This is a genomic window from Gemmobacter sp. LW-1 (assembly GCF_001303875.1).
Lineage (GTDB): Bacteria > Pseudomonadota > Alphaproteobacteria > Rhodobacterales > Rhodobacteraceae > Gemmobacter > Gemmobacter caeni.
The window spans coordinates 129,377-155,404 of the sequence record NZ_LJSC01000005.1 but is presented as its reverse complement, the minus strand read 5'-3'; the positions used below and the strand labels follow the sequence as shown (position 1 = coordinate 155,404).

31 protein-coding genes and 1 other RNA gene are annotated in these 26,028 nt (G+C 65.7%); 21 read left to right on the top strand and 11 right to left on the bottom strand.

Going from position 1 to position 26,028, the window contains the following annotated elements; translation table 11 throughout:
• From AO684_RS01015 to AO684_RS00995, 5 genes are all read right to left on the bottom strand, one after another.
• The coding region (locus AO684_RS01015; protein ID WP_054300868.1) for an SPFH domain-containing protein at window positions 1-937 on the bottom strand (937 nt) is incomplete at its 3' end.
• 144 nt (window positions 938-1,081) lie between these two features.
• Complete coding sequence (locus AO684_RS01010) at window positions 1,082-2,047, bottom strand: DUF2927 domain-containing protein (RefSeq protein WP_054300867.1); 966 nt, start codon at window positions 2,045-2,047, stop codon at window positions 1,082-1,084.
• A 9-nt stretch (window positions 2,048-2,056) separates the two neighbouring features.
• Entirely contained in the window at window positions 2,057-3,241 is a 1,185-nt protein-coding gene (locus AO684_RS01005) for a toxic anion resistance protein (RefSeq protein WP_054300866.1), read from the bottom strand.
• An 84-nt stretch (window positions 3,242-3,325) separates the two neighbouring features.
• Window positions 3,326-4,234, bottom strand: coding sequence for a 5-bromo-4-chloroindolyl phosphate hydrolysis family protein (locus tag AO684_RS01000; protein WP_054300865.1), 909 nt, complete (start codon window positions 4,232-4,234; stop codon window positions 3,326-3,328).
• 205 nt (window positions 4,235-4,439) lie between these two features.
• A complete protein-coding gene (locus AO684_RS00995) occupies window positions 4,440-5,570 on the bottom strand; it encodes a pseudouridine synthase (protein WP_082400620.1) in 1,131 nt (376 codons plus the stop codon).
• Between the two features lie 140 nt (window positions 5,571-5,710).
• On the opposite strand from AO684_RS00995, the gene AO684_RS00990 reads away from it, so the two are divergent.
• Both AO684_RS00990 and AO684_RS00985 read left to right on the top strand, forming a co-directional pair.
• Window positions 5,711-6,151, top strand: a complete 441-nt coding sequence (locus AO684_RS00990) for a nucleoside deaminase (protein WP_054300864.1) — start codon at window positions 5,711-5,713, stop codon at window positions 6,149-6,151.
• Window positions 6,152-6,220: 69 nt separating this feature from the next.
• On the top strand, window positions 6,221-6,679 hold the full coding sequence (locus AO684_RS00985; RefSeq protein ID WP_108128861.1) for a DsrE family protein: 459 nt from the start codon (window positions 6,221-6,223) through the stop codon (window positions 6,677-6,679).
• A gap of 30 nt (window positions 6,680-6,709) precedes the next feature.
• Here the strand turns inward: AO684_RS00985 and AO684_RS00980 are convergent, their stop codons facing one another.
• Entirely contained in the window at window positions 6,710-7,405 is a 696-nt protein-coding gene (locus AO684_RS00980) for a metal-dependent hydrolase (RefSeq protein WP_054300863.1), read from the bottom strand.
• 131 nt (window positions 7,406-7,536) lie between these two features.
• Between AO684_RS00980 and AO684_RS00975 the strand changes: the two genes are divergently transcribed.
• The 9 genes from AO684_RS00975 to AO684_RS00940 all read left to right on the top strand — a co-directional run bounded on the left by AO684_RS00975 (window position 7,537) and on the right by AO684_RS00940 (window position 13,810).
• Entirely contained in the window at window positions 7,537-8,433 is an 897-nt protein-coding gene (locus tag AO684_RS00975) for a hypothetical protein (protein ID WP_054300862.1), read from the top strand.
• Between the two features lie 69 nt (window positions 8,434-8,502).
• The gene (gatC, locus tag AO684_RS00970; protein ID WP_054300861.1) at window positions 8,503-8,790 is read left to right on the top strand and encodes an Asp-tRNA(Asn)/Glu-tRNA(Gln) amidotransferase subunit GatC; all 288 of its coding nucleotides are present in this window, start codon (window positions 8,503-8,505) and stop codon (window positions 8,788-8,790) included.
• Window positions 8,787-10,268, top strand: a complete 1,482-nt coding sequence (gatA, locus tag AO684_RS00965) for an Asp-tRNA(Asn)/Glu-tRNA(Gln) amidotransferase subunit GatA (RefSeq protein WP_054300860.1) — start codon at window positions 8,787-8,789, stop codon at window positions 10,266-10,268. The genes gatC and gatA overlap by 4 nt, the downstream gene beginning before the upstream one ends.
• Before the next feature lie 61 nt (window positions 10,269-10,329).
• Entirely contained in the window at window positions 10,330-10,989 is a 660-nt protein-coding gene (locus AO684_RS00960; RefSeq protein WP_054300859.1) for a hypothetical protein, read from the top strand.
• Between the two features lie 4 nt (window positions 10,990-10,993).
• Window positions 10,994-11,683 (top strand): N-acetylmuramoyl-L-alanine amidase, encoded by a 690-nt coding sequence (locus AO684_RS00955; RefSeq protein WP_054300858.1) that lies wholly within the window; start codon window positions 10,994-10,996, stop codon window positions 11,681-11,683.
• 12 nt (window positions 11,684-11,695) lie between these two features.
• Window positions 11,696-12,106: RNase P RNA component class A (rnpB, locus tag AO684_RS01020), an RNA gene on the top strand.
• A gap of 90 nt (window positions 12,107-12,196) precedes the next feature.
• Window positions 12,197-12,907, top strand: coding sequence for a DUF533 domain-containing protein (locus AO684_RS00950; protein WP_054300857.1), 711 nt, complete (start codon window positions 12,197-12,199; stop codon window positions 12,905-12,907).
• Window positions 12,908-13,029: 122 nt separating this feature from the next.
• Window positions 13,030-13,197 (top strand): 50S ribosomal protein L33, encoded by a 168-nt coding sequence (gene rpmG / locus AO684_RS00945; protein ID WP_011750518.1) that lies wholly within the window; start codon window positions 13,030-13,032, stop codon window positions 13,195-13,197.
• A 70-nt stretch (window positions 13,198-13,267) separates the two neighbouring features.
• On the top strand, window positions 13,268-13,810 hold the full coding sequence (locus AO684_RS00940; protein ID WP_054300856.1) for an AAA family ATPase: 543 nt from the start codon (window positions 13,268-13,270) through the stop codon (window positions 13,808-13,810).
• A gap of 20 nt (window positions 13,811-13,830) precedes the next feature.
• Here the strand turns inward: AO684_RS00940 and AO684_RS00935 are convergent, their stop codons facing one another.
• Window positions 13,831-14,610 carry a Bax inhibitor-1/YccA family protein gene (locus AO684_RS00935; RefSeq protein ID WP_054300855.1) on the bottom strand — a complete coding sequence of 260 codons (780 nt, stop codon included), beginning with the start codon at window positions 14,608-14,610 and terminating at the stop codon, window positions 13,831-13,833.
• A 119-nt stretch (window positions 14,611-14,729) separates the two neighbouring features.
• Entirely contained in the window at window positions 14,730-14,948 is a 219-nt protein-coding gene (locus AO684_RS00930; protein WP_054300854.1) for a DUF1127 domain-containing protein, read from the bottom strand.
• A gap of 118 nt (window positions 14,949-15,066) precedes the next feature.
• On the opposite strand from AO684_RS00930, the gene AO684_RS00925 reads away from it, so the two are divergent.
• Entirely contained in the window at window positions 15,067-15,915 is an 849-nt protein-coding gene (locus AO684_RS00925; protein WP_054300891.1) for a LysR family transcriptional regulator, read from the top strand.
• 52 nt (window positions 15,916-15,967) lie between these two features.
• On the opposite strand, the gene AO684_RS00920 is transcribed toward AO684_RS00925, so the two are convergent.
• From AO684_RS00920 to AO684_RS00910, 3 genes are all read right to left on the bottom strand, one after another.
• Window positions 15,968-16,993 (bottom strand): LLM class flavin-dependent oxidoreductase, encoded by a 1,026-nt coding sequence (locus tag AO684_RS00920; RefSeq protein WP_054300853.1) that lies wholly within the window; start codon window positions 16,991-16,993, stop codon window positions 15,968-15,970.
• Window positions 16,994-17,096: 103 nt separating this feature from the next.
• Window positions 17,097-18,005 carry a DMT family transporter gene (locus AO684_RS00915; RefSeq protein ID WP_054300852.1) on the bottom strand — a complete coding sequence of 303 codons (909 nt, stop codon included), beginning with the start codon at window positions 18,003-18,005 and terminating at the stop codon, window positions 17,097-17,099.
• Window positions 18,002-18,883 (bottom strand): LysR family transcriptional regulator, encoded by an 882-nt coding sequence (locus AO684_RS00910; RefSeq protein ID WP_054300851.1) that lies wholly within the window; start codon window positions 18,881-18,883, stop codon window positions 18,002-18,004. Before AO684_RS00910 ends, AO684_RS00915 begins: the two co-directional genes overlap by 4 nt.
• A gap of 388 nt (window positions 18,884-19,271) precedes the next feature.
• Between AO684_RS00910 and ffh the strand changes: the two genes are divergently transcribed.
• From ffh to trmD, 9 genes are all read left to right on the top strand, one after another.
• A complete protein-coding gene (gene ffh / locus AO684_RS00905) occupies window positions 19,272-20,774 on the top strand; it encodes a signal recognition particle protein (protein ID WP_054300850.1) in 1,503 nt (500 codons plus the stop codon).
• Between the two features lie 52 nt (window positions 20,775-20,826).
• Window positions 20,827-21,381, top strand: a complete 555-nt coding sequence (locus AO684_RS00900) for a GNAT family N-acetyltransferase (RefSeq protein ID WP_054300849.1) — start codon at window positions 20,827-20,829, stop codon at window positions 21,379-21,381.
• Window positions 21,378-21,677: a chorismate mutase gene (locus AO684_RS00895; RefSeq protein ID WP_054300848.1), complete on the top strand. Its 300-nt coding sequence runs from the start codon at window positions 21,378-21,380 to the stop codon at window positions 21,675-21,677. The genes AO684_RS00900 and AO684_RS00895 overlap by 4 nt, the downstream gene beginning before the upstream one ends.
• Window positions 21,678-21,734: 57 nt before the next feature.
• Complete coding sequence (gene rpsP, locus AO684_RS00890; RefSeq protein ID WP_054300847.1) at window positions 21,735-22,088, top strand: 30S ribosomal protein S16; 354 nt, start codon at window positions 21,735-21,737, stop codon at window positions 22,086-22,088.
• 10 nt (window positions 22,089-22,098) lie between these two features.
• On the top strand, window positions 22,099-22,731 hold the full coding sequence (gene bluB / locus AO684_RS00885; RefSeq protein ID WP_054300846.1) for a 5,6-dimethylbenzimidazole synthase: 633 nt from the start codon (window positions 22,099-22,101) through the stop codon (window positions 22,729-22,731).
• A 1-nt stretch (window position 22,732) separates the two neighbouring features.
• Entirely contained in the window at window positions 22,733-23,245 is a 513-nt protein-coding gene (gene rimM / locus AO684_RS00880) for a ribosome maturation factor RimM (RefSeq protein ID WP_054300845.1), read from the top strand.
• A gap of 96 nt (window positions 23,246-23,341) precedes the next feature.
• Entirely contained in the window at window positions 23,342-24,250 is a 909-nt protein-coding gene (locus AO684_RS00875) for a hypothetical protein (protein ID WP_054300844.1), read from the top strand.
• Entirely contained in the window at window positions 24,222-25,061 is an 840-nt protein-coding gene (locus AO684_RS00870) for a sulfotransferase (protein ID WP_054300843.1), read from the top strand. Before AO684_RS00875 ends, AO684_RS00870 begins: the two co-directional genes overlap by 29 nt.
• Window positions 25,062-25,103: 42 nt before the next feature.
• On the top strand, window positions 25,104-25,922 hold the full coding sequence (gene trmD, locus AO684_RS00865) for a tRNA (guanosine(37)-N1)-methyltransferase TrmD (protein WP_082400619.1): 819 nt from the start codon (window positions 25,104-25,106) through the stop codon (window positions 25,920-25,922).
• Window positions 25,923-26,028 lie beyond the last annotated feature (106 nt).

Below are 26,028 nucleotides of genomic sequence, written 5' to 3'. Positions count from 1 at the left end.
CGCGCGGCTTTCCTCGGTGCCGTCCCCCAGACGGATCACCAGATCGGCAGAGCGTTCCAGCCGCCGCCGCACCCTGCGGAGCGGCGCCCCAGGGGCCGGGTTGCATCTGGCCCGCCATGCCCATGCCAAGTGCCGCGCCCATCCCGGCGCCCATCGCGCTGCCCATGGCACCACCCGGCGCATTCATTGCCTCGGCGGCGTTGAACTGCATGTATTTGTTCAGATCGCCCGCAATCCCCATCGAGGTGCGCTTGTCCAGCACCTTTTCGACCTCTTCGGGGAGGCTGACGTTCTCGATATAAAATTCGGGCAGTATCAGCCCGTATTCGGCGATCTTCGGCGCGATGGCTGTGGCGATCAGCTTGGCCAGATCGGCGGTATTCGCCGCCATGTCGAGCACCGGAATACCCGAGGAGGCCAGAACCCGGCTCATCTCCTGCACGATGACGTTACGGATCTGGAAGCTGATCTCGTCGGCGGTAAATTCGCCATCGGTGCCGACGATTTCCTTGAGGAACACCGCCGGGTCGGACACGCGCATCGAATAGGTGCCGAAGGCGCGCAGCCGCACCGGCCCGAATTCGGGATCGCGGCACATGATCGGGTTCTTGGTGCCCCATTTCAGATCGTTGAAGCGGGTGGTGTTGACGAAATAGACCTCGCTCTTGAACGGCGACTGGAACCCGTGGTCCCAGTGCTGGAGCGTGGTCATGATCGGCATGTTGTTGGTTTCGAGCATGTAAAGGCCGGGACCAAACACGTCGGCCAACTGCCCCTCATGCACGAAAACCGCCGCCTGCCCCTCGCGGACCGTCAGCTTGGCACCGTATTTGATCGCCTGACCGCGCCGCTCGAACCGCCAGACCATCGTATCGCGGCTGTCATCAAGCCAGGCGATGACGTCGATGAATTCGCCCTTCAGAAAATCGAAGACCATGACGAAACCTTTCCGTTACCGGGCGCAAGAGCCGCGCCGGGGCGGGCCACGGGGCCCGTCCTGCATGAGGGTAACATAGCCGAGGCGACAGAGGTTTGAAGGGGGGTTGCGGGGGAATTGCGTCGCACCCGCAGCCCTGCTGGTTCAGCTTGGGCCGCCGACCAGCCGCATCGCCAGCTCGCGCACGATGGGCCGGGCCTCTGCCGCGCTCATCCCCGGCCGCAGGGCAGGGTTGTAGAGCATTTTCAGCATCAGCTCGTCCTGCCGGGTCAGCAGGGCAAATTCCTCGTCGTCATTGAAGATCGACGGGCGTGCCAACGGGCTGTCATTGGCAAGCCCCAACCCCTGCGCGATTTCCTCGTGGATGCAGGACAGCCGCAGCAGATCGGGATGTTCGGCCCGGATGACCGCAAAAGCCCTCCAGTAGGTCGAGGAATGCCCCTCTGACAGCGCATAGACAATGCAATAGGTCGAACGCGGCAGATTGGTCAGCCCCGCAACCTCCGGGCCGGACAGATCCGGCAGGGTGGCGCTGATGACGGGGCCAAGTGCGCGGCGTTCATCTTCGTTCACCATGTAGACGAAGAAATTCGGGTTGCTGTCTGCCAGCCCGATCGGGTGGCCCGTGATCGCGGACAGCCGCGACAGATAGGAGGCGATGCGCGCCCGGTCGGTGGCACGGCGGTCCGGCGCGACGGAGGCGCCGAACACCAGCTTCATCCGTACCGGCGCATCCCACCGGCGCAACCGGCTGGCGGTTTCCTGCGCAACCAACCCGCCCGGCCCTCGCCGGTATTCATCGAACAGGGCAATACGGATGAAGTTTTCCGTCAGCATCGTATCGGTGAAGGGCGTATCCACCCCGCCGCCATCGGTGCGCAGCAGATGCTGCGACAGAAGATCGGCCTGCACCTGGGCATAGTAATGTTCCAGCGCCCGGCTTTCCGCCGAAACCTCTGGGCGGGCAGGGGGCTGGGCGGGGCGTGGCGCCGGGCCGGTGGCAGGCGGGGCGGGCGTGACAGGAGTCTGCACGCAAGCCGACAGGACCGCCAGCGCCAGCGCGGCGAGGCCGGAACGGTTCAGAAGAAAACGGCGCAGCCCCTTTGCCACAATGTGAACTCAGACCGAAGTGCCGGTGGCGGTGCCCAGCCCGTCGCGCCGGGCCTTGGCCGAAGCCAGCGTGTCGCGCAGCTCCGCCTCCATCTTGTGAAGATCGGCCTCGGCCGCCGCGCGCTTGGCCTTGCCCTCGTCGGCAATGGCGAGGCTTTCGTTGATCGTGGCGATCAGCGTGGCATTGGCCTGTTTCACCGCCTCGATGTCGAAGACGCCGCGCTCCATCTCGGTGCGGACGATGCGGTTGGTTTCCTGAAGGTTCTTGGCGTTCGAAGTCAGAAGCTCGTTCGTCAGGTCATTCGCCGCCTTGATCGACCCCGCCGCCTCGCGCGAGCGCTGGATGGTGACTGCCTGCGCCAGCTGGGTTTCCCACAGCGGCACGGTGTTCACCAGCGTCGAGTTGATCTTGGTGACCAGCGACTTGTCATTTTCCTGCACCAGTCGGATCGACGGCAGCGATTGCATCGTCACCTGACGGGTCAGCTTCAGGTCATGCACGCGGCGTTCCAGATCGTCACGGGCGCCGCGCAGGTCGCGCAGTTCCTGCGCTTTCAGAACCTGATCGTTTTCGGGCGCGGCGGCAACCTCGGCCTCTTTCGCGGGGATCACAGTCGCATCCAGTTCGGCCAGCTTGGCCTCGCCCGCCGCGATGTAAAGCGCGAGTTCGTTGTAGAAGTCGAGCGTGCGGGCATAGAGCAGGTCAAGCGACTTGATGTCCTTCAGCAGCTTGTGCTCATGCTCCAGCAGGTCGGTGGTCACACGGTCAATCTGGCTCTGCACCTCTTCGTATTTCGCCACGAATTTGGCGAAGGGTGCGGTGCGGCCCAGCAGTTTCTCCCACCAGCTGCGCTCACGGCGCACGTCCAGTTCCGAAACCGAAAAGCCGCGCAACGTCGAAACCATGGAGCGCAGCCCGTCGCCCGCCGGGCCGACATCCTTGTTTTTCACATCGGCCAGCATCTGCTGGCTGATGACCTGAAGCTCGGCCTGCGCGGACGAGCCGAACGAGATGATGGACTGGGTATTGGTCATGTCCAGCTCGTCCATCCGTCTGCGGATTTCGGCGGCCTCGGCCGGGGGGGCGGCCTGCAGCGGAACGACCTCGGTGCCCGGCTCGGGCAGGACGACAGCGGTGACTTTCTCCACTTCCGCCAGGGCGGCGGCGGCTTCGGTGCGAACGGTCTCGGTCATTCTGGCCTCACGGGGTTTGAAACGGTGATACGGGCTACTGTGGCGGTTATACGGAGGGTGCCGCGGCTTCTCAACGGTCTTGCGTCAGGCGCGGTCCGCTTTGGGCGTCTCGTACTCCAGCCTCTCGCGCAGCACCTGAATCTCGACATCCAGTGCGTTTGCGTCATTTGCCAGCAAAGCCTTGGTGCGGCCCGCGAAATTGGTTTCAAGATCCGCCAGAAGCGCCTCGTAATCGCCGCGCGCCTTCGGGTCGCGGTTCTGCGCGTAAAGATCGGCAAAGCGCACCGTCGCATCGCGCGCGCCCATCAGATAGACGGTCATGTATTTGCGGGCGGCGGACAGGTCGCCGGGATCGTTTTCGACCATGCGGAACAACTGGCGCGCAGCGGCTGTGAAACGATCCACCCGCGCTTCCAGTGCGCGGTCGCGGGCGCGCAGGATCGCGTTTTTCATGGCTGCCAGATAGGCCTCGGCCTCGTCCACGGCGCGGGCGACGCGTTCTGTCTGGAAGGCATCGATCCCCTCGGCGCCTTTGTCCCGCAGCGGGTCAAGCCCGAAGGCGCCCAGATGCAGCGCAGTGCCGATGACGCCGAACACGACTGCCAGCAGCGGTGCGCCGGTGGTCATCATACCTGCGGCGGCAAGGCCAAGCCCGGTCAGCACGGCGCCTGCGATCTTGCGCGGGAAGGCGGGGCGTTTGGCGACGCGGCGCTGGTCATAGGCCTCCTGCGCGCGGATGCCTTCCCGCGTCAGCCAGGCCGCGCCGAGGCTGAACCCGGTCGCGGCAAGGCCGAACACCAGCCCGGCCGGATCGGCGCGGAAAGCCTGGAAGGCAAAGATCACCGGAACCGCGAACAGAAGGTTCGAGCGCGCGCCGGCCCGCACCGGGCGGCGGCTGTCGAACGGATTGGCGGGCTGTTGCGACGGGGCGGTGGCGTGATCGCGCTGCACCTCGCCGGTCGGGGAATATTTGCCACCGAAACGCTGCGCCATCTCAGGCGCCTCCGGCAAATGCGACATAAAGCACAAGCGCCATCAACAGGATGAAGCTGAAGCTTTGGATGGCGGATGCGGGCATCGGGCCTCCGGGGGCAGGGTCAAGCCAGCGTGGCGGGCGCCACGCCACTGATTATAGGGAAGGCTGGGCCTGCATTCCAGTGCTGCGGCTGCACGAAATTCCCCCTTGATCCCCTGCCGGTCAGCCGCGGCTGCGCGGCGGACGGGGTTTGCCTGACGGCGCGCCGCTGCGGGCGGGGCCGGGTTTGCGCGCGGCGCCACCTTCGGCAGAGGCACCGGCCTCGGGGCGTGTTGCACGGGGTTTGCCTGCTGCTGATTTGCCGGGCGCGGCCTTCCCGGCGCGGATCGCCCGCACCTCTGCCGCATCCAGCCACTGATCGGCGGATCGCGCCAGCCGTGCGGCGGCGGTGCCGGGTTTGGCGGCGGATCGTGGCGTGGGTTTTGCCGGGGCCTTCGCCGCCCCTTCGCGGCGGGGCGCGGGTTTCGCGCGGGGCCTTTCGGGCATCGCGAGATCCTCGCCGCCGTCGGGATCAAAGCCCAGCTGATCGCGCAGGATGCGGCCTTTCACCTCGGCGACCTCGCCGGGTTGCAGCTCGTTCAGGCGGAACGGGCCATAAGAAACCCGGATCAGCCGGTTCACCGTCAGCCCGATGGCCGACATGGCACGGCGGATCTCGCGGTTCTTGCCCTCGCGCAGGCCGACGGTGGCCCAGGCATTCGCCCCCTGAACGCGGTCAAGCGTCACCTGCATGGGCTGAAAGCGTTCACCCTCGACCTCGATCCCCTTGCGGAGCGGTTCAAAATCCGCGTCGGTCGGGTTGCCATGGACCCGGACCCGGTATTTGCGCAGCCACCCGGTTGAGGGCAGTTCCAGCTGCCGCTTCAGCCCGCCATCGTTGGTCAGCAGCAAGAGCCCCTCGGAATTGAGGTCGAGCCGCCCGACAGACATGACGCGCGGCATTTCTTCCGGCAGATGGTCGAACACCGTGTCGCGGCCCTTTTCATCCGCGGCCGAGGTGACCAGCCCCTCGGGCTTGTAGTAAAGCCAGAGCCGGGCGGGTTGTTTTTCGGCCAGCGGCTCACCCCGCACGGTGATGCGGTCCTTCGCGGTCACGTTCAGGGCGGGCGAGGTGATGACCTTGCCGTTCACCTTGACCTCGCCAGCCTCGATCATCCGTTCCGCCTCGCGCCGCGAGGCGACGCCTGCGCGCGACAGCACCTTGGCGATACGCTCGCCTTCGGGGGCTGGTTTCCCGGACGCCGGTTTCTGGGCCGCGGATTTCGGCGCTTTGGGCCTGGCTTGTTCTGACATGGGTTTCCCGGCATGTAGGAGGAGGCGGGGGGCGGCGGCCCCGGGGGCTGTCTGCCCCCGGACCCCCGAGAGTATTTCTGCAAGATGCAAATTACGGGTTTGCAGGGGAAAGGGCAACGGTGAGCGGATTCCGGTCGTATATGGATCTGGCGCTGGCAGAGGCGCGGGCGGCGGGTGACCGGGGCGAAGTGCCGGTGGGGGCCGTTGTCGTTGCGCCTTCAGGGAGGGTGGTGGCGCGGGCAGGGAACCGGACGCGCGAATTGTGTGACCCGACCGGCCATGCCGAGATTCTGGCGATCCGCGCTGCCTGTGCCGCCCTGGAGCAGGAGCGGCTGACGGGGTATGACCTCTACGTCACGCTGGAGCCTTGTCCGATGTGTGCTGCTGCGATTTCGGCGGCACGGATCGCGCGGCTGTATTATGGCGCCGCTGATCCGAAAAGCGGGGGCGTGGCGGTGGGCGCGCGGGTCTTTGCGCATCCGCAATGCCACCATGTGCCCGAGGTTTATGACGGGATTGCCGGGGCCGAGGCGGAGGGGCTGTTGCGGAGATTCTTCGCGCAGCGGCGAGGCTCCGCGTAAAGGGCTTGTCTCGCGGCCTGGATGAACGCAATATTCATATATATGAAAAATCTCATAAGGGAGGGTGGGATGCGTTTCATGCAAGGGCTGCGCGGTCTGGCCGTGGCGGCGGTTCTGGCGTTTACACCTGTGGCGCACGGCGCGAAGGCGGAGGTTCCCGAAGTGCCGAAAGTGGCGATCCATGTCGATCAGGACGATCCGGCTGTGATGAACATGGCGCTGAACAATGCCGTCAATATCATCGCGCATTATCAGGCGCTTGGCAAAGAGGCTGTAGTCGAGATCGTGACCTACGGGCCGGGGTTGACCATGCTGCGGTCGGATATTTCGCCGGTCGCCTCACGCGTGGGGGATCTGGCCTTGCAGCACGAGAACCTGACCTTTTCCGCCTGTCTGAACACGGTGGAATCCATCAGGCAGAGGACCAACAAGGACGTGCCGCTGCTGGAGGATGCGCAGGTGGTGCCCTCCGGTGCGGTGCGGCTGATGGAGTTGCAATACGAGGGCTATGCCTATCTGAAGCCCTGAAACGGGGCGCCCCGTCGGGGCGCCGCCGGGTCAGAGGATGATGGGCGTCATCACCTGCGGCTCGATCACCTGCACGCCGGGCAGTCCTTCGATCAGCGGTGCCGCATCCTGCGCAAGGATCGGGAAGGTCTTGTAATGGCAGGGGATCACGGTCGTGAAGTTGAAATAGCGCCGGGCGGCATAGGCCGCGCGGGCCATGTCCATCGTATAATGGCCGCCGCAGGACAGGATCCCGATGTCGGGTTTGTGGTAATCGCCCATCCAGTCCATGTCGGCCATGATGTCGGTATCGCCCGAGACATAGATCGTATGGCCTTCGCCTGCGATCATGAAACCGGCGGCGGAGCCTGCGGGCTGCAAACCGCCGGTCTTGAAGTCGATGGAGGCGGAATGGGTGGCGTTGACCATGGTCACCGCCGCGCCGCCGAGGCGGATGGTGCCACCCTTGCCAAAGCCGATGGTCTGCACCTTGCCATCGGCATTCAGCCATTCGGAAACTTCGTGGATACAGGCGACCGGGATGCCAAGCCCGGCTCCCAGCGTAGCGGCATCGGCGGCATGGTCGCCATGGGCATGGGTCAGCAGGATATGGGTGGCCCCTGCCAGCGCCTCGGCCCGGCGGTCGGCGGGAAAGACCGGATTGCCGGTCAGCCAGGGGTCGATCAGGAGCACCGCGTCCTCGATCTCGATGCGGAAACCGGAATGGCCGAGCCAGATGATCTTCATGGGGATGGTCCTTTCTTCTATCTGTCCGAATGTGGGCGTTTGCGGCCGTGCTGGCAAGTTTCGTTGCCCGAAGCTGTGTTTGGGTTTAACTTTTCGGGGCCAAGCAATTTTGAAGCTGATGGAGAGATTTCATGCCCAGACTTTCCTTCGCGGCGTCTTTTGGCCGCAAGCTCGCGGGTCTTTTCGACGATATGCAATTCATCCTGGAACGCACGGGCGAGCGGCCGAATGTGCCCGCGCCGTCGGAGCAGGTGCTGGAGGGCGGCTTGCGGGAATGGACCTATGACCGCGACGGCCTGTTCGACCTGAAGATTACCGGCCGGTTCAGCACGGCAACCCGGTTTGATGCCGACAAGGGCGGTTTGCAGGCCCTGTCGAACCAGGCCCCCGGTTCGGTCAAGGCCATCGAACTGGTTTCGGCGCTCAACGGGCGGAGTATCATCAGCTTTGATGGCCTGTCGGTTGATCCGGCGGATGTGGTGTTGTCCATTGTCAACAGCGAGGACGGCGCCGGGCTGGCGCGGCTTCTGCTGGGGCAGGATGACCTGCGGATCGACGGGACGCGGGCCAATGATCGTTTCGACCATTCCCTGTTTTCGGCTTTCGCGCAGCTGGATCTTTCGGGCGACAACCGTATCAGCCTGGGCGCCGGCAATGATGTGGCACGGGCTGGCGCGGGCCGGGATACGGTTTTTGGCGGGAGCGGGCATGATACGCTGATCGGTGGCAGTGGCAGGGACCGGCTGGAGGGCGGCGCCGGGCGCGACCGGCTGGAAGGGGGCTCCGGCAATGACGTGCTGAAAGGCGGGGCCGGGGCCGATACTTTCGTGCTGCGTGCGGGGGGTGGTCGTGATGTCGTCATGGATTTCGTGATCGGGGTCGATGTGATCGACATGATCGGCAATGCGCAACTCCGGCCGGAGCAGGTGGACAATGGCACGCTGTTGACGATCCGGCAGGCCAGCATCCTTCTGCGGGGGATTGATCTGGCCGACCTGCTGGCCAGCGAGGATACCATCCTGGTCTGACCCCTGCGCCTTGCGCGCCTGCCCCGGCCCCGTTAAACGGTGGGCAAAGATGCGAAGGGAGATCGGGCAATGTCGATCGACGTTGAAACCGCGCGGCGGGTGGCGAAACTCGCCCGTATCCAGGTGGATGAAAGCGACCTGCCGGCGCTGGCCGGGGAGCTTTCGAATATCCTCGGCTTCATGGAGCAGCTCAACGAGGTCGACGTGACTGGGGTGGAGCCGATGACCTCGGTCACGCCGATGCGCCTGAAGCGCCGCGCCGATGTGGTGACGGATGGCAATATCCAGGAACTGGTTCTGAAGAACGCCCCCGATGCCCGTGAGGGTTTCTTTGCCGTGCCGAAGGTGGTGGAATGACGAACGCCAACGAACTGACGCTTGCCGATGCGCGCGATGCGCTGCGCAAGGGGGATCTGTCCGCCACCGATCTGACGATGGCCTGCCTGACGGCGATGGATGCGGGCGATGCGCTGGGCGCCTATGTCCACAAGACGCCGGAAATGGCGCTGGATCAGGCGCGAGCGGCCGACGTGCGGCTGAAAGAGGGGGATGCGCCCGATCTTTGCGGCATCCCGCTGGGCATCAAGGATCTGTTCTGCACCAGGGGCGTTCCCTCTCAGGCAGCGTCAAACATCCTCAAGGGGTTCAAGCCGGAATACGAATCCACCGTCACCACCAAGCTGTTCGATGCGGGTGCGGTGATGCTGGGCAAGCTGAACATGGACGAATTCGCCATGGGCTCGTCCAACGAATCCTCCTGCTATGGGCCTGCGGTGAACCCATGGCGGGTTGATGACCGCGAGCTTTCGCCGGGCGGCTCGTCCGGTGGTTCGGCCAGCGCCGTCGCGGCCGATCTGTGCATCGCGGCCACCGGCACGGATACCGGCGGCTCGATCCGTCAGCCCGCCGCTTTCTGTGGTATCGTCGGCATCAAGCCGACTTATGGCCGTGTCAGCCGCTGGGGCATCATCGCTTATGCCTCGTCGCTGGATCAGGCCGGGCCGATGACCAAATCGGTGCGTGACGCCGCGATCCTGCTGGGCGCGATGTCGGGGCACGACCCGAAGGATTCGACCAGTGCCGATCTGGCTGTGCCGGATTTCGAGGCGGCGCTGACCGGCGATATCCGCGGCAAGAAGATCGGCATTCCGCGCGAATACCGCCTGCCGGGCCTGCGCCCGGAGATCGAGGCGCTGTGGCAGAAGGGTGCCGACATGCTGCGCGACGCGGGCGCCGAGGTGGTCGACATCTCGCTGCCCCATGCAAAATACGCGCTGCCCGCCTATTACGTCATCGCCCCGGCCGAGGCATCGTCGAACCTCGCCCGCTATGACGGGGTGCGCTATGGCCACCGTGCCAAGCTGGGGGCGGGCGACGGCATCACCGAGATGTATGAAAAGACCCGCGCCGAAGGCTTCGGCGCCGAGGTGCAGCGCCGCATCATGATCGGCACCTATGTGCTGTCTGCCGGTTTCTACGACGCCTACTACAATCGTGCCCGCAAGGTGCGTGCGCTGATCAAGCGCGACTTCGAACAGGCGTTTGCCGCCGGGGTGGATGCAATCCTCGCGCCCACTACGCCCAGCCCGGCCTTCGGTCTGGGCGAGATGCAAAGCGCCAATCCGGTGGAGATGTATCTGAATGACGTCTTTACCGTGACGCTGAACCTTGCCGGCCTTCCGGGCGTGTCGGTCCCGATGGGGCTGGACCGCGAGGGCTTGCCGCTGGGTCTGCAACTGATCGGGCGGCCCTGGGAAGAGGGCGATCTGCTCAATCACGCCTATGTGCTGGAGCGTGCGGCGGGATTTGTGGAAAAACCCCGGAAATGGTGGTAATCCACCGCGAAATCTTTGCGACCGGCCCCTCGGGCCGGTCCTGTCTTTCTGGAAGGATGCCATGCGCCGCTCGCTGCCTGCCCTGATCCTCTGTGCCCCTGTCCTGATTCTTTCGGCCTGCGGTGGGCCTTCCGTGCCGGATTCCGACGCCGGAGTGGGATTTGAGGATTACGGCAGCTATGCCGCGCGGCGCGAAGCGGCGCTGAACAACGGCACCCCCATGGTGGCGACTGGCGCGCAGCCGATCATGCCGGGCGGCGTGACGGCGGGGCAGCCTTTGGGAGGCACCACCACCACAACCTCGCCCGGCTTCTCGGCCGAGCGTGTGGGGGCGGCCATCGACCGAGCCTCGGGCGGAAGCGAGCCGATGCAGGGCGCGATGATTGGCGCGGCTCCTGTGGCTGCCCCGGCGCCCGCACCGCAACCCGTGACCCCGGCGGTGACCATGCCGTTGCCGGTGCAGAAAAGTTCCAGCGGGCCGAACATCGTGCAGTTCGCGCTGTCCACCTCGCATGCGGTCGGCACGCCGATGTATCCGCGATCCTCACTGCAACTGAAGAACGCCGACCGCGCCTGTGCCGCCTTCTCCTCCTCGGATCAGGCGCAGATCGCTTTCCTTCAGGCGGGCGGACCCGAGAAGGACCGCAAGGGGCTTGATCCCGATGGCGATGGCTATGCCTGTTCGTGGAACCCTGCGCCGTTCCGCGCGGCGGTGAACTGATCTGATGCTGGCCTTTGGCGATCATCCCTCGCCGAATTGCGGCCCGCGCCGCAACGGGGCACAGCCCGATCTGATCGTGCTGCACTATACCGCAATGGCCAGTTGCGCAGAGGCGCAGGCCCGGCTTTGCGACCCCGGTGCCGAGGTTTCGGCGCATTACCTGATCTCGGAACAGGGTAAGGTCATCGGGCTGGTGCCCGAGGAGCTGCGCGCCTGGCATGCCGGGGCAGGGGCCTGGGGGGGCGTCAGCGATGTGAACTCGCGGTCCATAGGGATCGAGCTGGATCATCCCGGCACGGGGCCATTCCCCGAGGCGCAGATGGCGGCTCTTGAGGTGTTGCTGGCCGATCTGATGCATCGCTGGCAGATTCCGCCTGAGCGGGTCATCGGCCACAGCGACATGGCGCCCGCGCGCAAATCCGACCCGGGTCCGGACTTCGACTGGCAGCGCTTTGCTGCGCGCGGTCTGTCGGTCTGGCCCGCAATCACGGCGGGGCCGGACCCCGAACCGGGCGCCTTCGTGGCGGCGGCGCGGGGCTTTGGCTACCCGGATGCGGCCGAGGATGTGCTGTTGGCAGCCTTCCGTGCGCGGTTCCGGCCCAATGCCTCCGGTCCGGTGGATGCCACCGATCTGGCCATGGTCATGGACCTTGCCACCCGTTTTCCCGTTGACGCCCCCGTGGCGCAGGCGTAAGCCGCCTGTCGCGCGGATGGCTGGATGACCGCGTGCGTCGCAAGACGTGCGAGGAAAGTCCGGACTCCATGAAGTAAGGGTGCCGGGTAACGCCCGGCGGGGGCAACCCCAGGGAAAGCGCCACAGAAAACAAACCGCCCTGCTTGCAGGGTAAGGGTGAAACGGTGGGGTAAGAGCCCACCGCGGGACTGGCAACAGGACCGGCATGGCAAGCCCCACCCGGAGCAATGCCGAATAGGGGCCTCGCGCGGAAAGGTCCGACGTTCAGCCGCAAGGCTGTCGGAGACCTCCGCAAGGGACGCTTCAGCCCAAGAGCGCCCGGGTTGGCAGCTAGAGCGCCGTGGCAACGCGGCGCGCAGAGGAATGGTCATCCAGAGGCGGTAACGCCTTGGACAGAATCCGGCTTACAGGCTATCCGCGCAATTTTCTGCCCTTTGACCCGCCTCGCGGCAATCCGATGCTTCCCTTTCAACGAATCGCGCTATGCTGCGGGAAACAGAAGGGAGTCGCATCATGAGTTTCATCCGCACCCTCGCCACGCTGGCCGTGGGCTTCGCCGCCGCAAAAGGCGTGCAGAAGTTCCAGCAGAACGGCGGTCTGACCGGCATGAAGGACGCGCTGCGCGGTGCGGGGCAGCCCGGCGGCATGGCTGACCAGATGGGGGCCATGGCCGACAAACTGGGCATCCCCGGCGGCAGCGCTGCCATGCGCGAGATGATGGGCAAATGGGGCGCCGGCGCCGCACAGGCGACCGAGCAGGCCGAGGCGGGCCTTGGCAGCCTGATGGGCGCCATGACCGGCGCCGCGACGGCGGGCGCCAAGAACATGGGCGAAATGATGGGGGCACTGACCGGCGCCACCCCGGCTGGCCCGATGGCCGAGGAAAATGCCCGCCTGATGATCCGCGCGATGATTCAGGCCGCCAAGTCCGATGGCGAGATTGATCCGGCGGAGCGGGCGGCGATTCTCTCGCATCTGTCGGATGCCAGCGACGAGGAGATTGCCTTCGTTCAGGCGCAGCTTGATGCGCCGGTCGATTATGCCGGGCTGGCCGCAGATGTGGGCGAGGCCGCGCGCAGCCAGGTCTATGCCGCGGCTTTGATGGCGATTACCGTGGATACGGATGCCGAACGCACCTATCTGCGCGGTCTGGCCACCGCTTTGGGGCTGGATGCGGCAAGCGTGACGGCGATTCACACCGGCGCAGGCAAGCCGCTGGTCTGACCCTGCAAAAGCGGCAGGGAATCCGGCTTTTCGCTGTTGACTCTGCCGCCCGCATCCTTAAAAGGCAGGCTTCAAAGGATTGAGCGGGCGACGCTGTTTCGCCTGATGCAGGAGAGACGACTATGGCGAAGCCGACGACGATCAAGATCCGTCTGAACTCGACGGCGGGCACCGGGCACTTCTATGTGACCAAGAAGAATGCCCGCACCATGACCGAGAAGATGACGGTCAACAAGTATGACCCGGTGGTGCGCAAGCACGTCGAATACAAGGAAGGCAAGATCAAGTAAGATCTGCCGCTCCTTTCTGGATCGAAACCGCGCCTTTCGGCGCGGTTTTTGCTTTTGCGGGGTGGGTGTGATGCAGCGCGTGATGATTGTCGGCCAGCCCGGCGCCGGGAAATCCGTTCTGGCGCGCCAGCTTGGTGGGCTGACCGGGTTGCCTGTAGTGCATATCGACCTGATTCACTGGTGCTCCGGCTGGCAGGAGCGGACACGCGAGGAAAAGACCCGCTTGTGCCAAGAGGTCGAGGCGCAGCCGCGCTGGATCTTCGAAGGCGGGCATTCGGCAACATGGGCCAACAGGCTGGACCGGGCGGATACGCTGATCTGGATTGATATGCCGCTGTGGCTGCGGCTTTGGCGTGTCCTGCGCCGCACGCTGATGGGTCTGGGGCGCAACCGCCCCGACCTGCCCGAAGGATGCCCTGAACGGCTTGCAAACCTGCCGGAGTTCCTGGGCTTCATCTGGCGCACCCGACGCAGTTCCCGCGCGGCCATGGCGCGGCTGGTTGCTTCGGCTCCGGCGGGCAAACGAGTCCGTCATCTGCAAGGCCGCCGGGCCGTCACGGCGTTTCTGCAAGAGGTCGCCAATGAAAAGGGCCGGGGTTTCCCCCGGCCCTGATTGCCGTGCCGTCGGGCCGCTTATTCGCGGTTGCCGAGGAATTGCAGCAGGAACATGAACAGGTTGATGAAGTCGAGGTAGAGGTTCAGTGCCCCCATGATCGCCGATTTCGCCAGCCATTCCTGATCGCCATACTGGGCGTGCTGGATGTAGGTGTTCTTGATGTTCTGCGTGTCGTATGCCGTCAGGCCCGCGAAGATCAGCACGCCAATCACCGAAATGGCGAATTGCAGCGCGTCGGAACCCACGAACATGTTGACGATCATCGCGACAAACAGCCCGATCAGACCCATCATCAGGAAGGTGCCCATGCCACTCAGGTCGCGCTTGGTCACATAGCCGTAGATGCTGAGGCTCGCGAAAGCGATCGCGGTGATCAGGAAGGTGGTCGCGATCGACGTGCCCGTGAACACGAGGAAGATCGAGCTGAGCGAGACGCCCATCGCCACGGCGTAGACGTAGAAGAACAGCTGCGCGGCCGGGGCCGACAGGCGATTGATCAGGGCGCTGAAGGCAAAGACCATGACGAGCGGCAGGAACATCACCACCCATTTCAGCGGCGAGGTGTAAAGCAGAGCGCCGAAATTGGTCAGATACTCGCCAGCGCCGATCTGCGCGACACCCGCAGCGGGATCGGTGGTGACAGCAAGACCCGCAATGGCCCAGGCAGCCGCGCCGGTGATCAGCATTGCCACCGACATCAGGCCATAGACCTTGTTCATATGGGCGCGAAGCCCCTGGTCGATCCGCGCGGCGCTTGCGCCTGCGCCGACGGTTCGGATGGTATCGTATTCAGCCATGAGTGCCTCCGGTTGTTACATCGGGGCACGGCCGATTGCTGCCAGCCGCGCCTTATGCCGCAAATATCGGAAGTGTCACACATGATTTCAAGCGCTTCGCAGTGAAAACCATGCCGGTTTCACAGCGGATGCCGCCAGTGCGCCGGAACGTCCCAGATGGCCCGCCGGGCCTCTTCCGCCGCCTCGTCCTGCGTCAGGCCGATATCCTTCAGCAATGCGGCATCCAGGCGGGCCAGCGCCCGGCGCTGGCGCGACAGCAGGGCAAGCGCGAACAGACGGCGCAGCAAGGGTTGGCGCGGGGCGGGCCGGGCGCGGCGGAGGCTTTGTGATTGTGCCATTTTCAGTTTCCTTCCTGATGCAAGTGGCAAGATGAATCAGATCTCTTGATGGATCATGCGGGATCTGGCATCTTCATGGAAACGAATGATCGTTGGGAATCATATCAAGGATCGTGATATGCCGCGAAATCTCGACCTTACGGCGCTGCGTGCTTTCGTTGCTGTTTCAGATGCGGGCGGTGTGACGCGGGCGGCGGGCCTGCTGAACCTGACGCAAAGCGCGGTTTCCATGCAGATCAAGCGGCTGGAGGAAAGCCTGGGCATATCGCTGTTCCAGCGTGCCGCCCGCAAGCTGAGCCTTACGCCCGAAGGGATGCAGCTTCTGGGCTTTGCGCGCCGGATGCTGGATCTGAATGACGAGGCGACGGCACGCCTGGCCTCGGATGCGTTCGAGGGCCAGATCCGGCTGGGTGTCCCGCATGACATCGTCTATCCTGCGATCCCCGGCATTCTTAAGCGGCTGTCGGGGCAATATCCCCGGCTGCGGATCAACCTCTCCTCATCTTTCACCACGCTGCTGCGCACTGCCTTCGACAAGGGTGAGGTGGATGTGATGCTGACGACCGAGGATCGGCCCGGGCCGGGGGGCGAGGTTCTGTCGCGGCAGGAACTGGTCTGGATCGGTGCCGACGGCGGCACGGCGGCCAGCCAGCGCCCGTTGCGGCTGGGGTTCAAGGATACCTGCATCTTCCGCCCGACTGCGCAGGCGGCGCTGGATGCGGCAGGTATCCCGTGGGAGCTTGCCTTCGAAGGCGACAGCGAGCAGGCGGCTGAGGCGCTGGTTGCTGCCGATCTGGCGGTCAGTGCCCGGCTTCGCGGCCGCTGGCCGGATGGCACGGTCGAGGTTTCGGGGCAGGGGTTGCCGGATCTGGGGAGTCTTTCGGTCTGCCTCTATGCCGCTCCGACCGCGCGCGGCGAGGCGGTGGAGGCGCTGATGGCGGAACTGCGGCTGGCCTATTGCGGCTGAACGCCGGACAAAAGGAAAGCCGGGATCGCACCGGCTTTCCCGCTTTTCCCGATCAGCCTTCCGCCAGCATCCCGCGCACCAGAGGGATGACGCGGGTGCCGTAAAGCTCGACCGAGCGCATCAGGTCTTCGTGCGGGGTCGTGCCTGCCGAATACTTCAGACTGAAGCGGTTCAGCCCCAGCGCTTTCACCGTCCCGGCAATCTTGCGCGCCACGGTTTCCGGGCTGCCGACATACTGGCTGCCCTGTTCGACCTCGTGCAGGAAGGCAGCCTTGGTGATCGGCGACCAGCCACGTTCGCGGCCCAGCCGGTCATGCAGCGCCTTGTAGCCGATATAGGCGATCTCGCGGGCGGCCTCGTCGGTATCGGCGATCAGGCCGGGCGAATGCACGCCCAGAGGTTTTGCCGTGCCGCCGATCTGCGCATAGGCGTCATGGTAAAGGTCGACGAAGGGGCGGAAGCGGCGCGCGTCACCCCCAATGATGGCCAGCATCATCGGCATGTCATAGCGGACCGCCCGGACGACCGATTCCGGGCTGCCGCCCACGCCGATCCAGGCCGCGATGCCCTGCGGCCCGGCCGGAGGATAGACCGCGCCAACTTTCACCGGCGCACGGTGACGACCTTTCCAGTTCACCGGGCCGCCCTTGTTGACGGCGGCGAACAGGTCCAGCTTTTCCTCGAACAGCATCTCGTAATCATGCAGGTCCTGGCCGAACAGCGGATAGCTTTCGGTGAACGATCCCCGGCCGAGGATGACCTCGCCCCGACCGCCGGACAGGGCATTGAGCGTCGAGAAGCGCTGGTAAAGCCGGATCGGATCGTCGGTCGACAGAACCGTGACCCCGGTTGCCAGCCGGATGCGGCTTGTCCGGGCGGCGATATTGGCCAGCAGGATCTCGGGCGCCGAAATGGCGAAATCGTCGCGGTGATGTTCCCCCAGGGCGATGACATCAACGCCCGCCTGATCGGCGAGGACCGCCTCGGCCACCACATCGCGCAGAACTTCGTCCTGCGCCTTCAGGCTGCCATCGGGGCGACGGGTCACGTCACCGAAAGTATCGAGACCGAATTCCATGGTCTGCCTCCTGTTCCTTCACGTTGCCGCCAAGGTAAGCAGCCGGGCGGTCAATGTCGCCCTGCATGGGGGCACAGTCAGCCGCTTGCTTTGCACAGAAGGTTCAGCCTTCCTCGTCCTTCAGCAGCAGAAGAAGCGCGATGATCGTCAGCGCCACGCCCCCCAGCACGATGGCGGGCGGCACCTCGTGCCCCAGCGCGATCTCCCAGATCAGCACCCAGCTTGGCACAAGATAGGTATAGGCCATGACCTTGGCGGATGGCAGGCGCAGGGTTGCGTATTGCAGCAGAACGAAGGTGGCGGCGCTGGCGGCGACCGCGACATAGACAAGGCAGATCCACACTATCGCGGGCAGCGCGGCCCAGTCTGTGTCCAGTACGTCACGCCAGCCGTAAAGGCATAGCAAGCCGAAGCCCGCCAGCATCATGCCGAAGGTAAAGACCACGGCGGGTTCGCTCCGGTTCAGGCGGCGGATCATCGGGGCATAAAGCGCATGGGCGATGCAGCCGATGAAATAGATGGCCTCGCCGCGCCCGACATGCATCTGCATCAGGGCGGCCGGATCGCCCCGGAAAATCACCCAGACAGCCCCGGCGGCCCCGATGGCCAGCGCCAGCGCCATGCGTGGGGTCGTGCGCTGGCGCAGCAACATCCAGCCAAAGCCTGCCGCCATCAGCGGTGTCAGGGTAAAGACGGCAGCGGCCGGAACGGCGGCGGCCGTGCGCAGCCCTTCGAACATCAGCACGAAATAGGCGGCCAGAAGCGCACCGAGAATCAGGTAGCGCCAGGGAGCCACGAAGGCGCGGCGCGGAATGCCGGTGGTCAGATGTGCCGCAATCCCCACCAGCGCGCCAGCCAGCGCGAACCGCGGCACGGTCAGCGCGGCGGGGGCGATATGGGGGGCTGCCATCGCGCCCAGCGAAAACGACCCGGCAACCAGCGCTGAAAACCCCAGCATCGCCAGATGTCCGCGCTGGCCCGGGCTCAATGCGCTCAACCCCGCCGAGGTCATACGTCGGCCCAGCTTGCGGCAGCGGCTTTCAGATGTGACAGGAAGCTTTGTACTTTCACGGTGCGATGCAGATCCACATGGGTCACCAGCCACAGCGGGGCGGCCCATTCATCGCGCGGCGCCATGATCTCGACCAGACCGGGGTCACGGGCGGCGATGTAATGCGACAGGAAGCCGATGCCCGCGCCCTCGCGCAGTGCTGCTTCCAGTGCGGCGCTGTCCGTTGCACGATAGCTGATCTGTTCGGGTTGCACCGTATCGTGCAGCCAGCGGTGGAAAGGCGCGCGGCTGAGATTGCTGTCAGCCCCGATGAACAGATGTCCGGCAAATTCATCCGGGCTTCGGGGGTGGCCATGCTGCTCGACATAGCTGCGCGCCGCGTAAAGCCCGGTGCGCATCCGCAGCAGGGGTTGCACCACATTGTCGGGCTCTTCCGGGATGGCGCCCGCGCGGATCGCAACATGCGCCTCGCCGTAATCCAGCCGGAACAGCCGCATGTCGGTGAGGTAGCGCACGATCAGCCCCGGATGCGTCTTCTGGAACGACACCATGACCGGCGTCAGCAGCGAGGCGAGGCCGGTGATCGAGGTGACCACCAGCTCTCCGGTCACGGTTTCGCCCTGACCCTTGATGCGTGAGGCGAGCTGGCTGAACTGTTCCTCGGTGGCCTGCGCAACCGAAAGCAGGTCGCGCCCGGCTTCGGTCGGGGTGTAGCCGCGCGCGTGGCGCTGGAACAGCCGGGTTCCCAGCCGCTTTTCCAGTGCGTCGATATGGCGGATCACGGTCGCATGGTGCACGCCCAGCACCTCGGCCGCGCCCGAGACGGTGCCCAGCCGGGCGACCTGAAAGGCGGTGCGGACCTCATCCCAGTTTTCCATGCGCGGGCTCCTGCTGTTCGGTGCGAGATTAGCGGCTGGGGCCGCGGCGGCAAGGGGCACCGGCATGAGAGCGGCTCCGGGCGGTTTTCAGGCGGCGCGGCCTGGCGGCCGCACGGCTTTGTCTTGCCGTCCGGCTGCGCCGGTCCGGCGCGGCGTGCCTCCGGCGGGGATATTGGGACCAGGGTAAAAGGGGGCTCTGTGTTGACTCAGGGTGTGGTTTGGCCTAGAGGCAGGTCCAATTCCCCGGAGGCTTGTCGCTTCCGGTCCCATGGCATGAGCCGGGATCGCCATCCGTCAGCGCGTTGCGCCCACGGGTGCCCTTGGGCTTTGCTTCATCCGCCGCCGGACCCATATCCGGCAGAACCGCAACGGCCAAGGAGGGCGCGCGATGTTCGAGAACCTGTCGGAACGCCTTGGAGGTGTGTTCGAGCGGCTGACCCGTCAGGGCGCGCTGTCCGAGGCGGATGTGGAAACCGCGCTGCGCGAGGTGCGGGTGGCGCTGCTGGAGGCTGACGTCTCGTTGCCGGTCGCCCGCGACTTCGTGAAGGCGGTCAAGGCCAAGGCCACCGGGCAGTCGGTTACCAAATCGGTGACGCCGGGTCAGCAGGTGGTGAAGATCGTCCATGACGAGCTGGTGCGCGTGCTGTCGGGTGATGGCGCCGCCGATGCGCTGAAGATCGACAACCCGCCCGCGACCATCCTGATGGTGGGTCTGCAAGGCTCGGGCAAGACCACGACGACCGCGAAGCTGGCCAAGCGGCTGAAGGAAAAGAACGGCAAGAAGGTTCTGCTGGCCTCGCTCGATACGCAGCGCCCCGCCGCGATGGAGCAGCTTCAGATCCTCGCCGGGCAGATCGGCGTCGACAGCCTGCCGATCGTCAAGGGCGAGTCGGCGGTGCAGATCGCCAAACGGGCGAAGACCCAGGCCAATCTGGGCGGCTATGATGTGCTGTTCCTTGATACCGCGGGCCGTCTGCACATCGACGAAGTGCTGATGGACGAGGTTCAGGCGGTGCGCGACATCGCCCAGCCCCGCGAAACCCTGTTGGTGGTCGATGGCCTGACCGGGCAGGACGCGGTGAATGTGGCGACCGAGTTTGACGGCAAGGTCGGCATCTCCGGCGTTGTGCTGACCCGGATGGATGGCGATGGCCGTGGCGGTGCCGCGCTGTCGATGCGCGCCGTGACCGGCAAGCCCATCCGCTTTGTCGGTCTGGGCGAGAAGATGGACGCGCTGGACGCCTTCGAGCCGGAGCGTGTGGCTGGCCGTATCCTCGGCATGGGCGACATCGTGGCGCTGGTCGAGAAAGCGCGCGAGACCTTCGAGGCCGAGCAGGCCGAACGCATGGCCAAGCGCTTTGCCAAGGGTCTGTTCAACATGAACGACCTGAAGATGCAGCTGGATCAGATGCTCAAGATGGGCGGGATGCAGGGCGTCATGGGTATGCTGCCCGGCATGGGCAAGGCCGCCAAGATGGCCGAGGATGCGGGCTTTGACGACCGCATGCTGCGCCGCCAGATCGCGCTGATCAATTCGATGACCAAAAAGGAACGGGCAAACCCGGACCTTCTTCAGGCAAGCCGCAAGAAGCGCATCGCCCAAGGGGCGGGGCTTGAAGTGGCTGAGCTGAACCGTCTGCTGAAGCAGCACAAGCAGATGGCCGACATGATGAAGAAGATGGGCAAGGGCGGCATGATGAAGCAGGTCGCCAAGGCCATGATGGGCAAGGGCGGCGGCATGCCGGACCTGAAGAACATGGACCCGGCGCAGCTTGAGGAAGCGGCGCGGGCGATGAAATCGGGCATGCCGGGCCTTGGGGGTGGTATGCCGGGCTTGCCGCGTGGCATGGGCCTGCCTTCGGGCCTGTCGGGGCTGATGAAGAAGAAATGAGCCGGAGTCGCGTCCATATCATTGGGGCGACCCGTTGGGGCAGGGGGCTGCCGTGCTGAGCTATGGCCCCACCCCGGTGCTGGAAACCGAACGGCTGATCCTGCGTGCGCCGGTCACCTCGGATTTCGAGGCTCTTGCGGAGTTCATGGCCTCCGACCGCTCTGTCCATATCGGCGGGCCGATCAGCCGGGCGCTGGCCTGGCGGGCCTTTGGTCATATGACCGGGCATTGGGTCCATCGCGGTTACGGCATGTTCATCTTCACCGACCGCGCCAGCGGCGCACCGCTGGGCATGTGTGGGCCATGGTTCCCCGAGGGTTGGCCTGAGCCGGAGATCGGCTGGTCGGTCTGGGCGACGGAGGCAGAGGGCAAGGGCCTGGCATATGAGGCGGCACTGGCCGCGCGTGGATATGTCTATGGCGTTCTGGGCTGGCCCACGGTCATCAGCCTGATTGCCGCGAACAACACGCGGTCGCAGGCGCTGGCGCGGCGCATGGGCTGCGAGCCCGACGGCACATTCGTGCATGAACAATTCGGCGAAAGCGGCATCTGGCGTCACCCGGCGCCCGATACGCTGAGCGATGGCGGAATGGAGGCTTACGCATGACGACCGACGCAGCGACCCGGGCCGCCGCCGTGCTGAAGGAACATCGTGAATCGATCGACCGGCTGGACGCGATCCTGGTCTATACGCTGGCCGAACGGTTCAAACATACTCAGGCGGTGGGTCGTCTGAAGGCCGAGCATGCGCTGCCGCCTTCGGACCCCACGCGCGAGGCGCGGCAGATCGAGCGGCTGGAACGGCTGTCGCAAGAGGCGGATCTCGACCCGGAATTCGCCCGGAAATTCCTGAACTTCATCATTTCCGAAGTCATCAGGCATCACGAGCAACTGCAAAAGTAACACCCATCCCGGCGGGGGCTGATGCGCCCGTCAAACCGGACTTGAAGGAGAAAACCTATGTCCATGAAAATCCGTCTGGCCCGTGGCGGCTCGAAAAAACGTCCGCACTACGCCATCGTCGCGTCGGACTCGCGCATGCCGCGCGATGGCCGCTTCATCGAGAAGCTGGGCACCTACAACCCGCTGCTGGCCAAGGACAGCGAAGACCGCGTGAAGATGGATGTCGAGCGCGTGCAATACTGGCTGGGTCAGGGCGCGCAGCCGACCGACCGCGTGGCGCGTTTCCTCGAAGCCGCTGGCCTGAAGGCGAAAACCGTGCGCAACAACCCGAAGGCAGCCGTGCCGGGCAAGGCCGCGCAGGAACGCGCCGCGAAGAAAGCCGCCCGCAACGCCGCCCCGGCGGAAGAGTGATCGGCCGCCCATGCAGGGCAGCTATGGCCCGGAGTTCCGGGCAGAGCTTCTGGATCTGATGCGCTGGCGGCGCGATGTGCGCCGTTTTCGCACCGATCCTGTGGAGGCAGCGGTGCTTGACCGCTGCCTTCGCGCTTTTGCGCTTGCCCCCTCGGTTGGACTTTCCGAACCCTGGCGCCTGATCCGGGTGGAAAGCGAAGCCGCGCGCGCGGCGGCGATTGACAATTTCGAATGCACCAATGCCGGCGCGCTGTCGGCTTACGATGGCGACAAGGCCGCGCTTTATGCCCGGCTGAAGCTGTCGGGTATGCGCGAGGCGCCGGTGCATCTGGCGGTATTCTGCGACGAGGAAACCGCCAAGGGCGCGGGTCTCGGGGCCGGAACCATGGCTGAAACCCGTGCCTGGTCGGTGGTGGGGGCGATCAGCCTGTTCTGGCTCGCCGCGCGCTCCGAGGGGCTTGGCCTCGGCTGGGTTTCGATCCTCGATCCCGACCGGCTCACCCGCGATCTGGCGGTGCCCGAGGGCTGGCGCTTCATCGCTTATCTGTGCCTCGGCTGGCCCGAAACGACCGATGATACCCCCGAGCTGGAACGCGAGGGCTGGGAGGCCCGCGCACCCGCGCTGATCATGGAGAGACGCTGAGATGTCCGACGCCGCTGACCGGATCTGTGTGGGCGCCATCGCCGGTGCCTTCGGGGTGCAGGGCGAGGTGCGGCTGAAAAGCTTCTGCGCCGAACCCGCCGCCATCGCCGATTATGGCCCGCTCTATACCGAGGATGGCAGCCGCAGCTTCAAGCTGCGCCTGACCCGGCCTCTGGCGGGCGGGCTGGGCGCGCGGCTGTCAGGCGTGGCCACCAAGGAAGAGGCCGACGCGCTGAAGGGTGTACATCTTTACGCCGACAAATCCCGCCTTCCGAAACTGCCGGATGACGAGTTCTATTATGCCGATCTGGTCGGGCTGACGGTGCAGGATACCGGCGGCGCAGTGTTGGGCCGGGTGCAGGCGGTGCATAACCATGGCGCGGGCGATTTTCTGGAAATCTCCGGGCCGGGTCTGAAACAGGGTCTCTTGCTGCCGTTCACGCACGCGAATGTGCCGACCGTGGATCTTGCCGCCGGGATTCTGGTGGTCGATCCGCCAGAGGAGCAGGCGTAAGGGGCTGAGGCCCCTCGCATCAGGCTGGACGTGCAGGGGAAGTCGGCGCAATCTGTGCGTCAAGAAGGGCATGAAGCCACGTCAGGGGGCACCGGAATGACCAACCGCCTGCGGTTTTTGCAGTTTGCCAACGGGCTGATGTATTTCGGGCCGCTGCTGGCAGGTCTGGGCGGGTTTGGCTGGCGGGTCGTGCCCGCATTCACCCTGATCTTCGCGCTTTGGCTGTTTGTGATGAACCCGGCGGACTGGCCGCGCAGTGGCGCGGAATGGCGGGCGCCGGACAGCCTGCTGAACGCGGGTGGGCGTCTGGTGGTGCAGGTGCTGCTGGTTGCCCTGCTGTTCGGGCTGGGCCGGGGGATTGGCGGTGTCATGGGCAGCACCCCGCAGATCCCCGTGATGTTGCCGGTGGGTCTGTCCTTCCTTGCGATACCGCTGGCGCGGCTGATCTGGACGCCCGGGCCGCGCAGGGCCTCGCCTGACGCTTCGCCGACAGCGGGCGACAGCGGTGCCTCCCTGTCGTCCGACCCGGATCTGGCCTTTCGCATGACGCAACCCCTGGCCGATCTTCCGGCGGAAACCGCCCTTGGCCAGATCGAGGCGCATCTGGCCGCGCTGGCGCCGCATCTGCCGCCGGATCTTCTGCTGCGCGCCCTGTGGGAGCGGGGCCAGGCCCCGGAGGCCCCGCGCCATCTGCGGCAGGCCTTCATCCTTCAGGCCACCGATGCCCATGGGGCAGAGCTTTGCGCCGGGCAGGCGGCGCCGGTCAGGGCTTTGCAGATCGCGGCAGGCGATGACGCATTGCTGATACTGTTCGCCACCCGCTGTTCCGCGCTGTTGCAGCAGAATGTCGATGTCTGGGGCGATTGCCCCAATGCAGCGGCGCTTGAGGCCGTCGCGGCGCGGTCCGGTCCCGAGGCGGCCCGGACCCTGCGCGCGCTTGCCGCGCTCAACCTGCGGCTCGCGCCGCTGAACGGCGATGGTCGCGGTGTCGTCCGGGCGGGCTGATCCTGCGGGCAACCGGGTGGTGGTGATCCATGCCGGATTTCACAAGACCGGCACGACATCGGTTCAGGCCGCGCTGGCTGCGCATCGGGAGGCGCTGGCCCCCGTCTTCGCGCTGCAACTGCCACGCGGCCCGGCCTTCCGAACGCTGACCCGGGCAGCGCGTCTGTGGTCGGCAGAGCGGCGCCCGATGGCGATGCGGCTTTACCGCCAGGCGCTGGCGCAATGGCTCGGCGGCCTCGATCTGGCGGCGGGGCAGGGGCTGATCGTGTCGAGCGAGGATCTGGCGGGGCATATGCCCGGCGATTTCGGTATCACGGATTACGGGGCCGCGCCCCGCCTGCTGGCCGAGCTTGCGCGGGGTCTGCGCGCAGCCTTTCCCGGCGCCGATCTGCGCGTCGTGCTGGGGACGCGCGCGCCGGGGGCCTGGCTGGCCTCGCTCCACTGGCAGCAGGCCAAGCGGCACACGATGCTGGAGGATGCCGCCGCTTTCGCGGATCGCATGGCGGGCGCGGTGCGCACAGGCCCGGTGCTGGAGGCCGTGGCCCGTGCGACTGGCGCACCCGTCCATGCAGCCCCGCTGGAAGAGCAGGCACAGCGGGGCCTTGGCCCGGTGGAGGCAATCTATGATGCGGCGGGGCTGGGAGCGGATCTGCGCGCGCATCTTGCGCCCGTGCCTGCCGCCAATCGCGGCGCCCCGGCCCAACTGGTGGCGGCCTTCGTCGCGCTGAACCGACAGACGATGCCGCGGGAGGACCGGCAGGCGGCGAAAGATGCGCTTCTGGCGCAGTTTCGCGCGGGCCTGCCGCTGTAACGCCCCTTTGCGCCGCACAGGCTTTGCCCTAAAAGCGGGGGCATGAGCGAACCGACCATCCCCCCGAAGCCGAAAAGCCATGGCCGGCTGAGCATTTCGGCCAGCCTGCAACCGCGCGACCTGATGGCGCCGCAGCGGGTGAAAGGGGCATGGTGCGCAAAGATCGTGACGCTGTTCCCCGATGCCTTCCCCGGCACGCTGGGCCTGTCGCTGACGGGCAAGGCGCTGGATATGGGGCTGTGGTCGCTGGAAACAATCGACCTGCGGCCGTTTGGCGAGGGCAGGCACCGCAACGTCGATGACACCCCGGCCGGGGGCGGGGCGGGCATGGTGCTGCGCGCCGATGTGGTGGCGCGGGCGCTCGATCAGGCGATGCAGGGCGCACCGCGCGACCGTGCCCGCTGGCCCATCGTCTTCCTGAGCCCGCGCGGGCGACCGTTCACCCAGGCCAAGGCGCATGAATGGGCCGCGACCGAGGGGCTGACCCTGCTTTGTGGTCGGTTCGAGGGCGTGGACCAGCGCGTGATTGACGCTTATGGCATCGAGGAAATCAGCCTTGGCGATTTCGTGATGACCGGGGGCGAAATCGCTGCGCAGGCGATGATCGACGCCACCGTCCGGCTGATTCCCGGTGTTCTGGGCAACATGGCCTCCACCGAGGAGGAAAGTTTTGCCGACGGGCTGCTGGAACACCCGCAATACACGCGCCCGACGGTCTGGGAAGGGCACGAAATCCCGGCGGTGCTGCAATCCGGCCATCATGGCGAGATTGCGAAATGGCGCCGGGCCGAGGCCGAGAAACTGACCGCCGCGCGCCGCCCCGATCTGTGGGCCGCACATCAGGCGAAGAAGGGCGGCTGAGCCCCCGCTGCCCTTGACCGGATCGCGCCTTCCCCCTATACGCGCGCAGTCCGGGGGCGAAATGCCCGCAGGGCCCGATTCCCTTTGCCACAGGCCCGGCTTCTTC

Coding starts and splice junctions, on each gene's coding strand:
- AO684_RS01005 (WP_054300866.1), bottom strand. CDS start 3,241: ATGACCGAGACCGTTCGCACCGAAGCCGCCGCCGCCCTGGCGGAAGTG.
- AO684_RS01000 (WP_054300865.1), bottom strand. CDS start 4,234: ATGGCGCAGCGTTTCGGTGGCAAATATTCCCCGACCGGCGAGGTGCAG.
- AO684_RS00995 (WP_082400620.1), bottom strand. CDS start 5,570: ATGTCAGAACAAGCCAGGCCCAAAGCGCCGAAATCCGCGGCCCAGAAA.
- AO684_RS00990 (WP_054300864.1), top strand. CDS start 5,711: ATGGATCTGGCGCTGGCAGAGGCGCGGGCGGCGGGTGACCGGGGCGAA.
- AO684_RS00985 (WP_108128861.1), top strand. CDS start 6,221: ATGCGTTTCATGCAAGGGCTGCGCGGTCTGGCCGTGGCGGCGGTTCTG.
- AO684_RS00980 (WP_054300863.1), bottom strand. CDS start 7,405: ATGAAGATCATCTGGCTCGGCCATTCCGGTTTCCGCATCGAGATCGAG.
- AO684_RS00975 (WP_054300862.1), top strand. CDS start 7,537: ATGCCCAGACTTTCCTTCGCGGCGTCTTTTGGCCGCAAGCTCGCGGGT.
- gatC (WP_054300861.1), top strand. CDS start 8,503: ATGTCGATCGACGTTGAAACCGCGCGGCGGGTGGCGAAACTCGCCCGT.
- gatA (WP_054300860.1), top strand. CDS start 8,787: ATGACGAACGCCAACGAACTGACGCTTGCCGATGCGCGCGATGCGCTG.
- AO684_RS00960 (WP_054300859.1), top strand. CDS start 10,330: ATGCGCCGCTCGCTGCCTGCCCTGATCCTCTGTGCCCCTGTCCTGATT.
- AO684_RS00955 (WP_054300858.1), top strand. CDS start 10,994: ATGCTGGCCTTTGGCGATCATCCCTCGCCGAATTGCGGCCCGCGCCGC.
- AO684_RS00950 (WP_054300857.1), top strand. CDS start 12,197: ATGAGTTTCATCCGCACCCTCGCCACGCTGGCCGTGGGCTTCGCCGCC.
- rpmG (WP_011750518.1), top strand. CDS start 13,030: ATGGCGAAGCCGACGACGATCAAGATCCGTCTGAACTCGACGGCGGGC.
- AO684_RS00940 (WP_054300856.1), top strand. CDS start 13,268: ATGCAGCGCGTGATGATTGTCGGCCAGCCCGGCGCCGGGAAATCCGTT.
- AO684_RS00935 (WP_054300855.1), bottom strand. CDS start 14,610: ATGGCTGAATACGATACCATCCGAACCGTCGGCGCAGGCGCAAGCGCC.
- AO684_RS00930 (WP_054300854.1), bottom strand. CDS start 14,948: ATGGCACAATCACAAAGCCTCCGCCGCGCCCGGCCCGCCCCGCGCCAA.
- AO684_RS00925 (WP_054300891.1), top strand. CDS start 15,067: ATGCCGCGAAATCTCGACCTTACGGCGCTGCGTGCTTTCGTTGCTGTT.
- AO684_RS00920 (WP_054300853.1), bottom strand. CDS start 16,993: ATGGAATTCGGTCTCGATACTTTCGGTGACGTGACCCGTCGCCCCGAT.
- AO684_RS00915 (WP_054300852.1), bottom strand. CDS start 18,005: ATGACCTCGGCGGGGTTGAGCGCATTGAGCCCGGGCCAGCGCGGACAT.
- AO684_RS00910 (WP_054300851.1), bottom strand. CDS start 18,883: ATGGAAAACTGGGATGAGGTCCGCACCGCCTTTCAGGTCGCCCGGCTG.
- ffh (WP_054300850.1), top strand. CDS start 19,272: ATGTTCGAGAACCTGTCGGAACGCCTTGGAGGTGTGTTCGAGCGGCTG.
- AO684_RS00895 (WP_054300848.1), top strand. CDS start 21,378: ATGACGACCGACGCAGCGACCCGGGCCGCCGCCGTGCTGAAGGAACAT.
- rpsP (WP_054300847.1), top strand. CDS start 21,735: ATGTCCATGAAAATCCGTCTGGCCCGTGGCGGCTCGAAAAAACGTCCG.
- bluB (WP_054300846.1), top strand. CDS start 22,099: ATGCAGGGCAGCTATGGCCCGGAGTTCCGGGCAGAGCTTCTGGATCTG.
- rimM (WP_054300845.1), top strand. CDS start 22,733: ATGTCCGACGCCGCTGACCGGATCTGTGTGGGCGCCATCGCCGGTGCC.
- AO684_RS00875 (WP_054300844.1), top strand. CDS start 23,342: ATGACCAACCGCCTGCGGTTTTTGCAGTTTGCCAACGGGCTGATGTAT.
- AO684_RS00870 (WP_054300843.1), top strand. CDS start 24,222: ATGGTCGCGGTGTCGTCCGGGCGGGCTGATCCTGCGGGCAACCGGGTG.
- trmD (WP_082400619.1), top strand. CDS start 25,104: ATGAGCGAACCGACCATCCCCCCGAAGCCGAAAAGCCATGGCCGGCTG.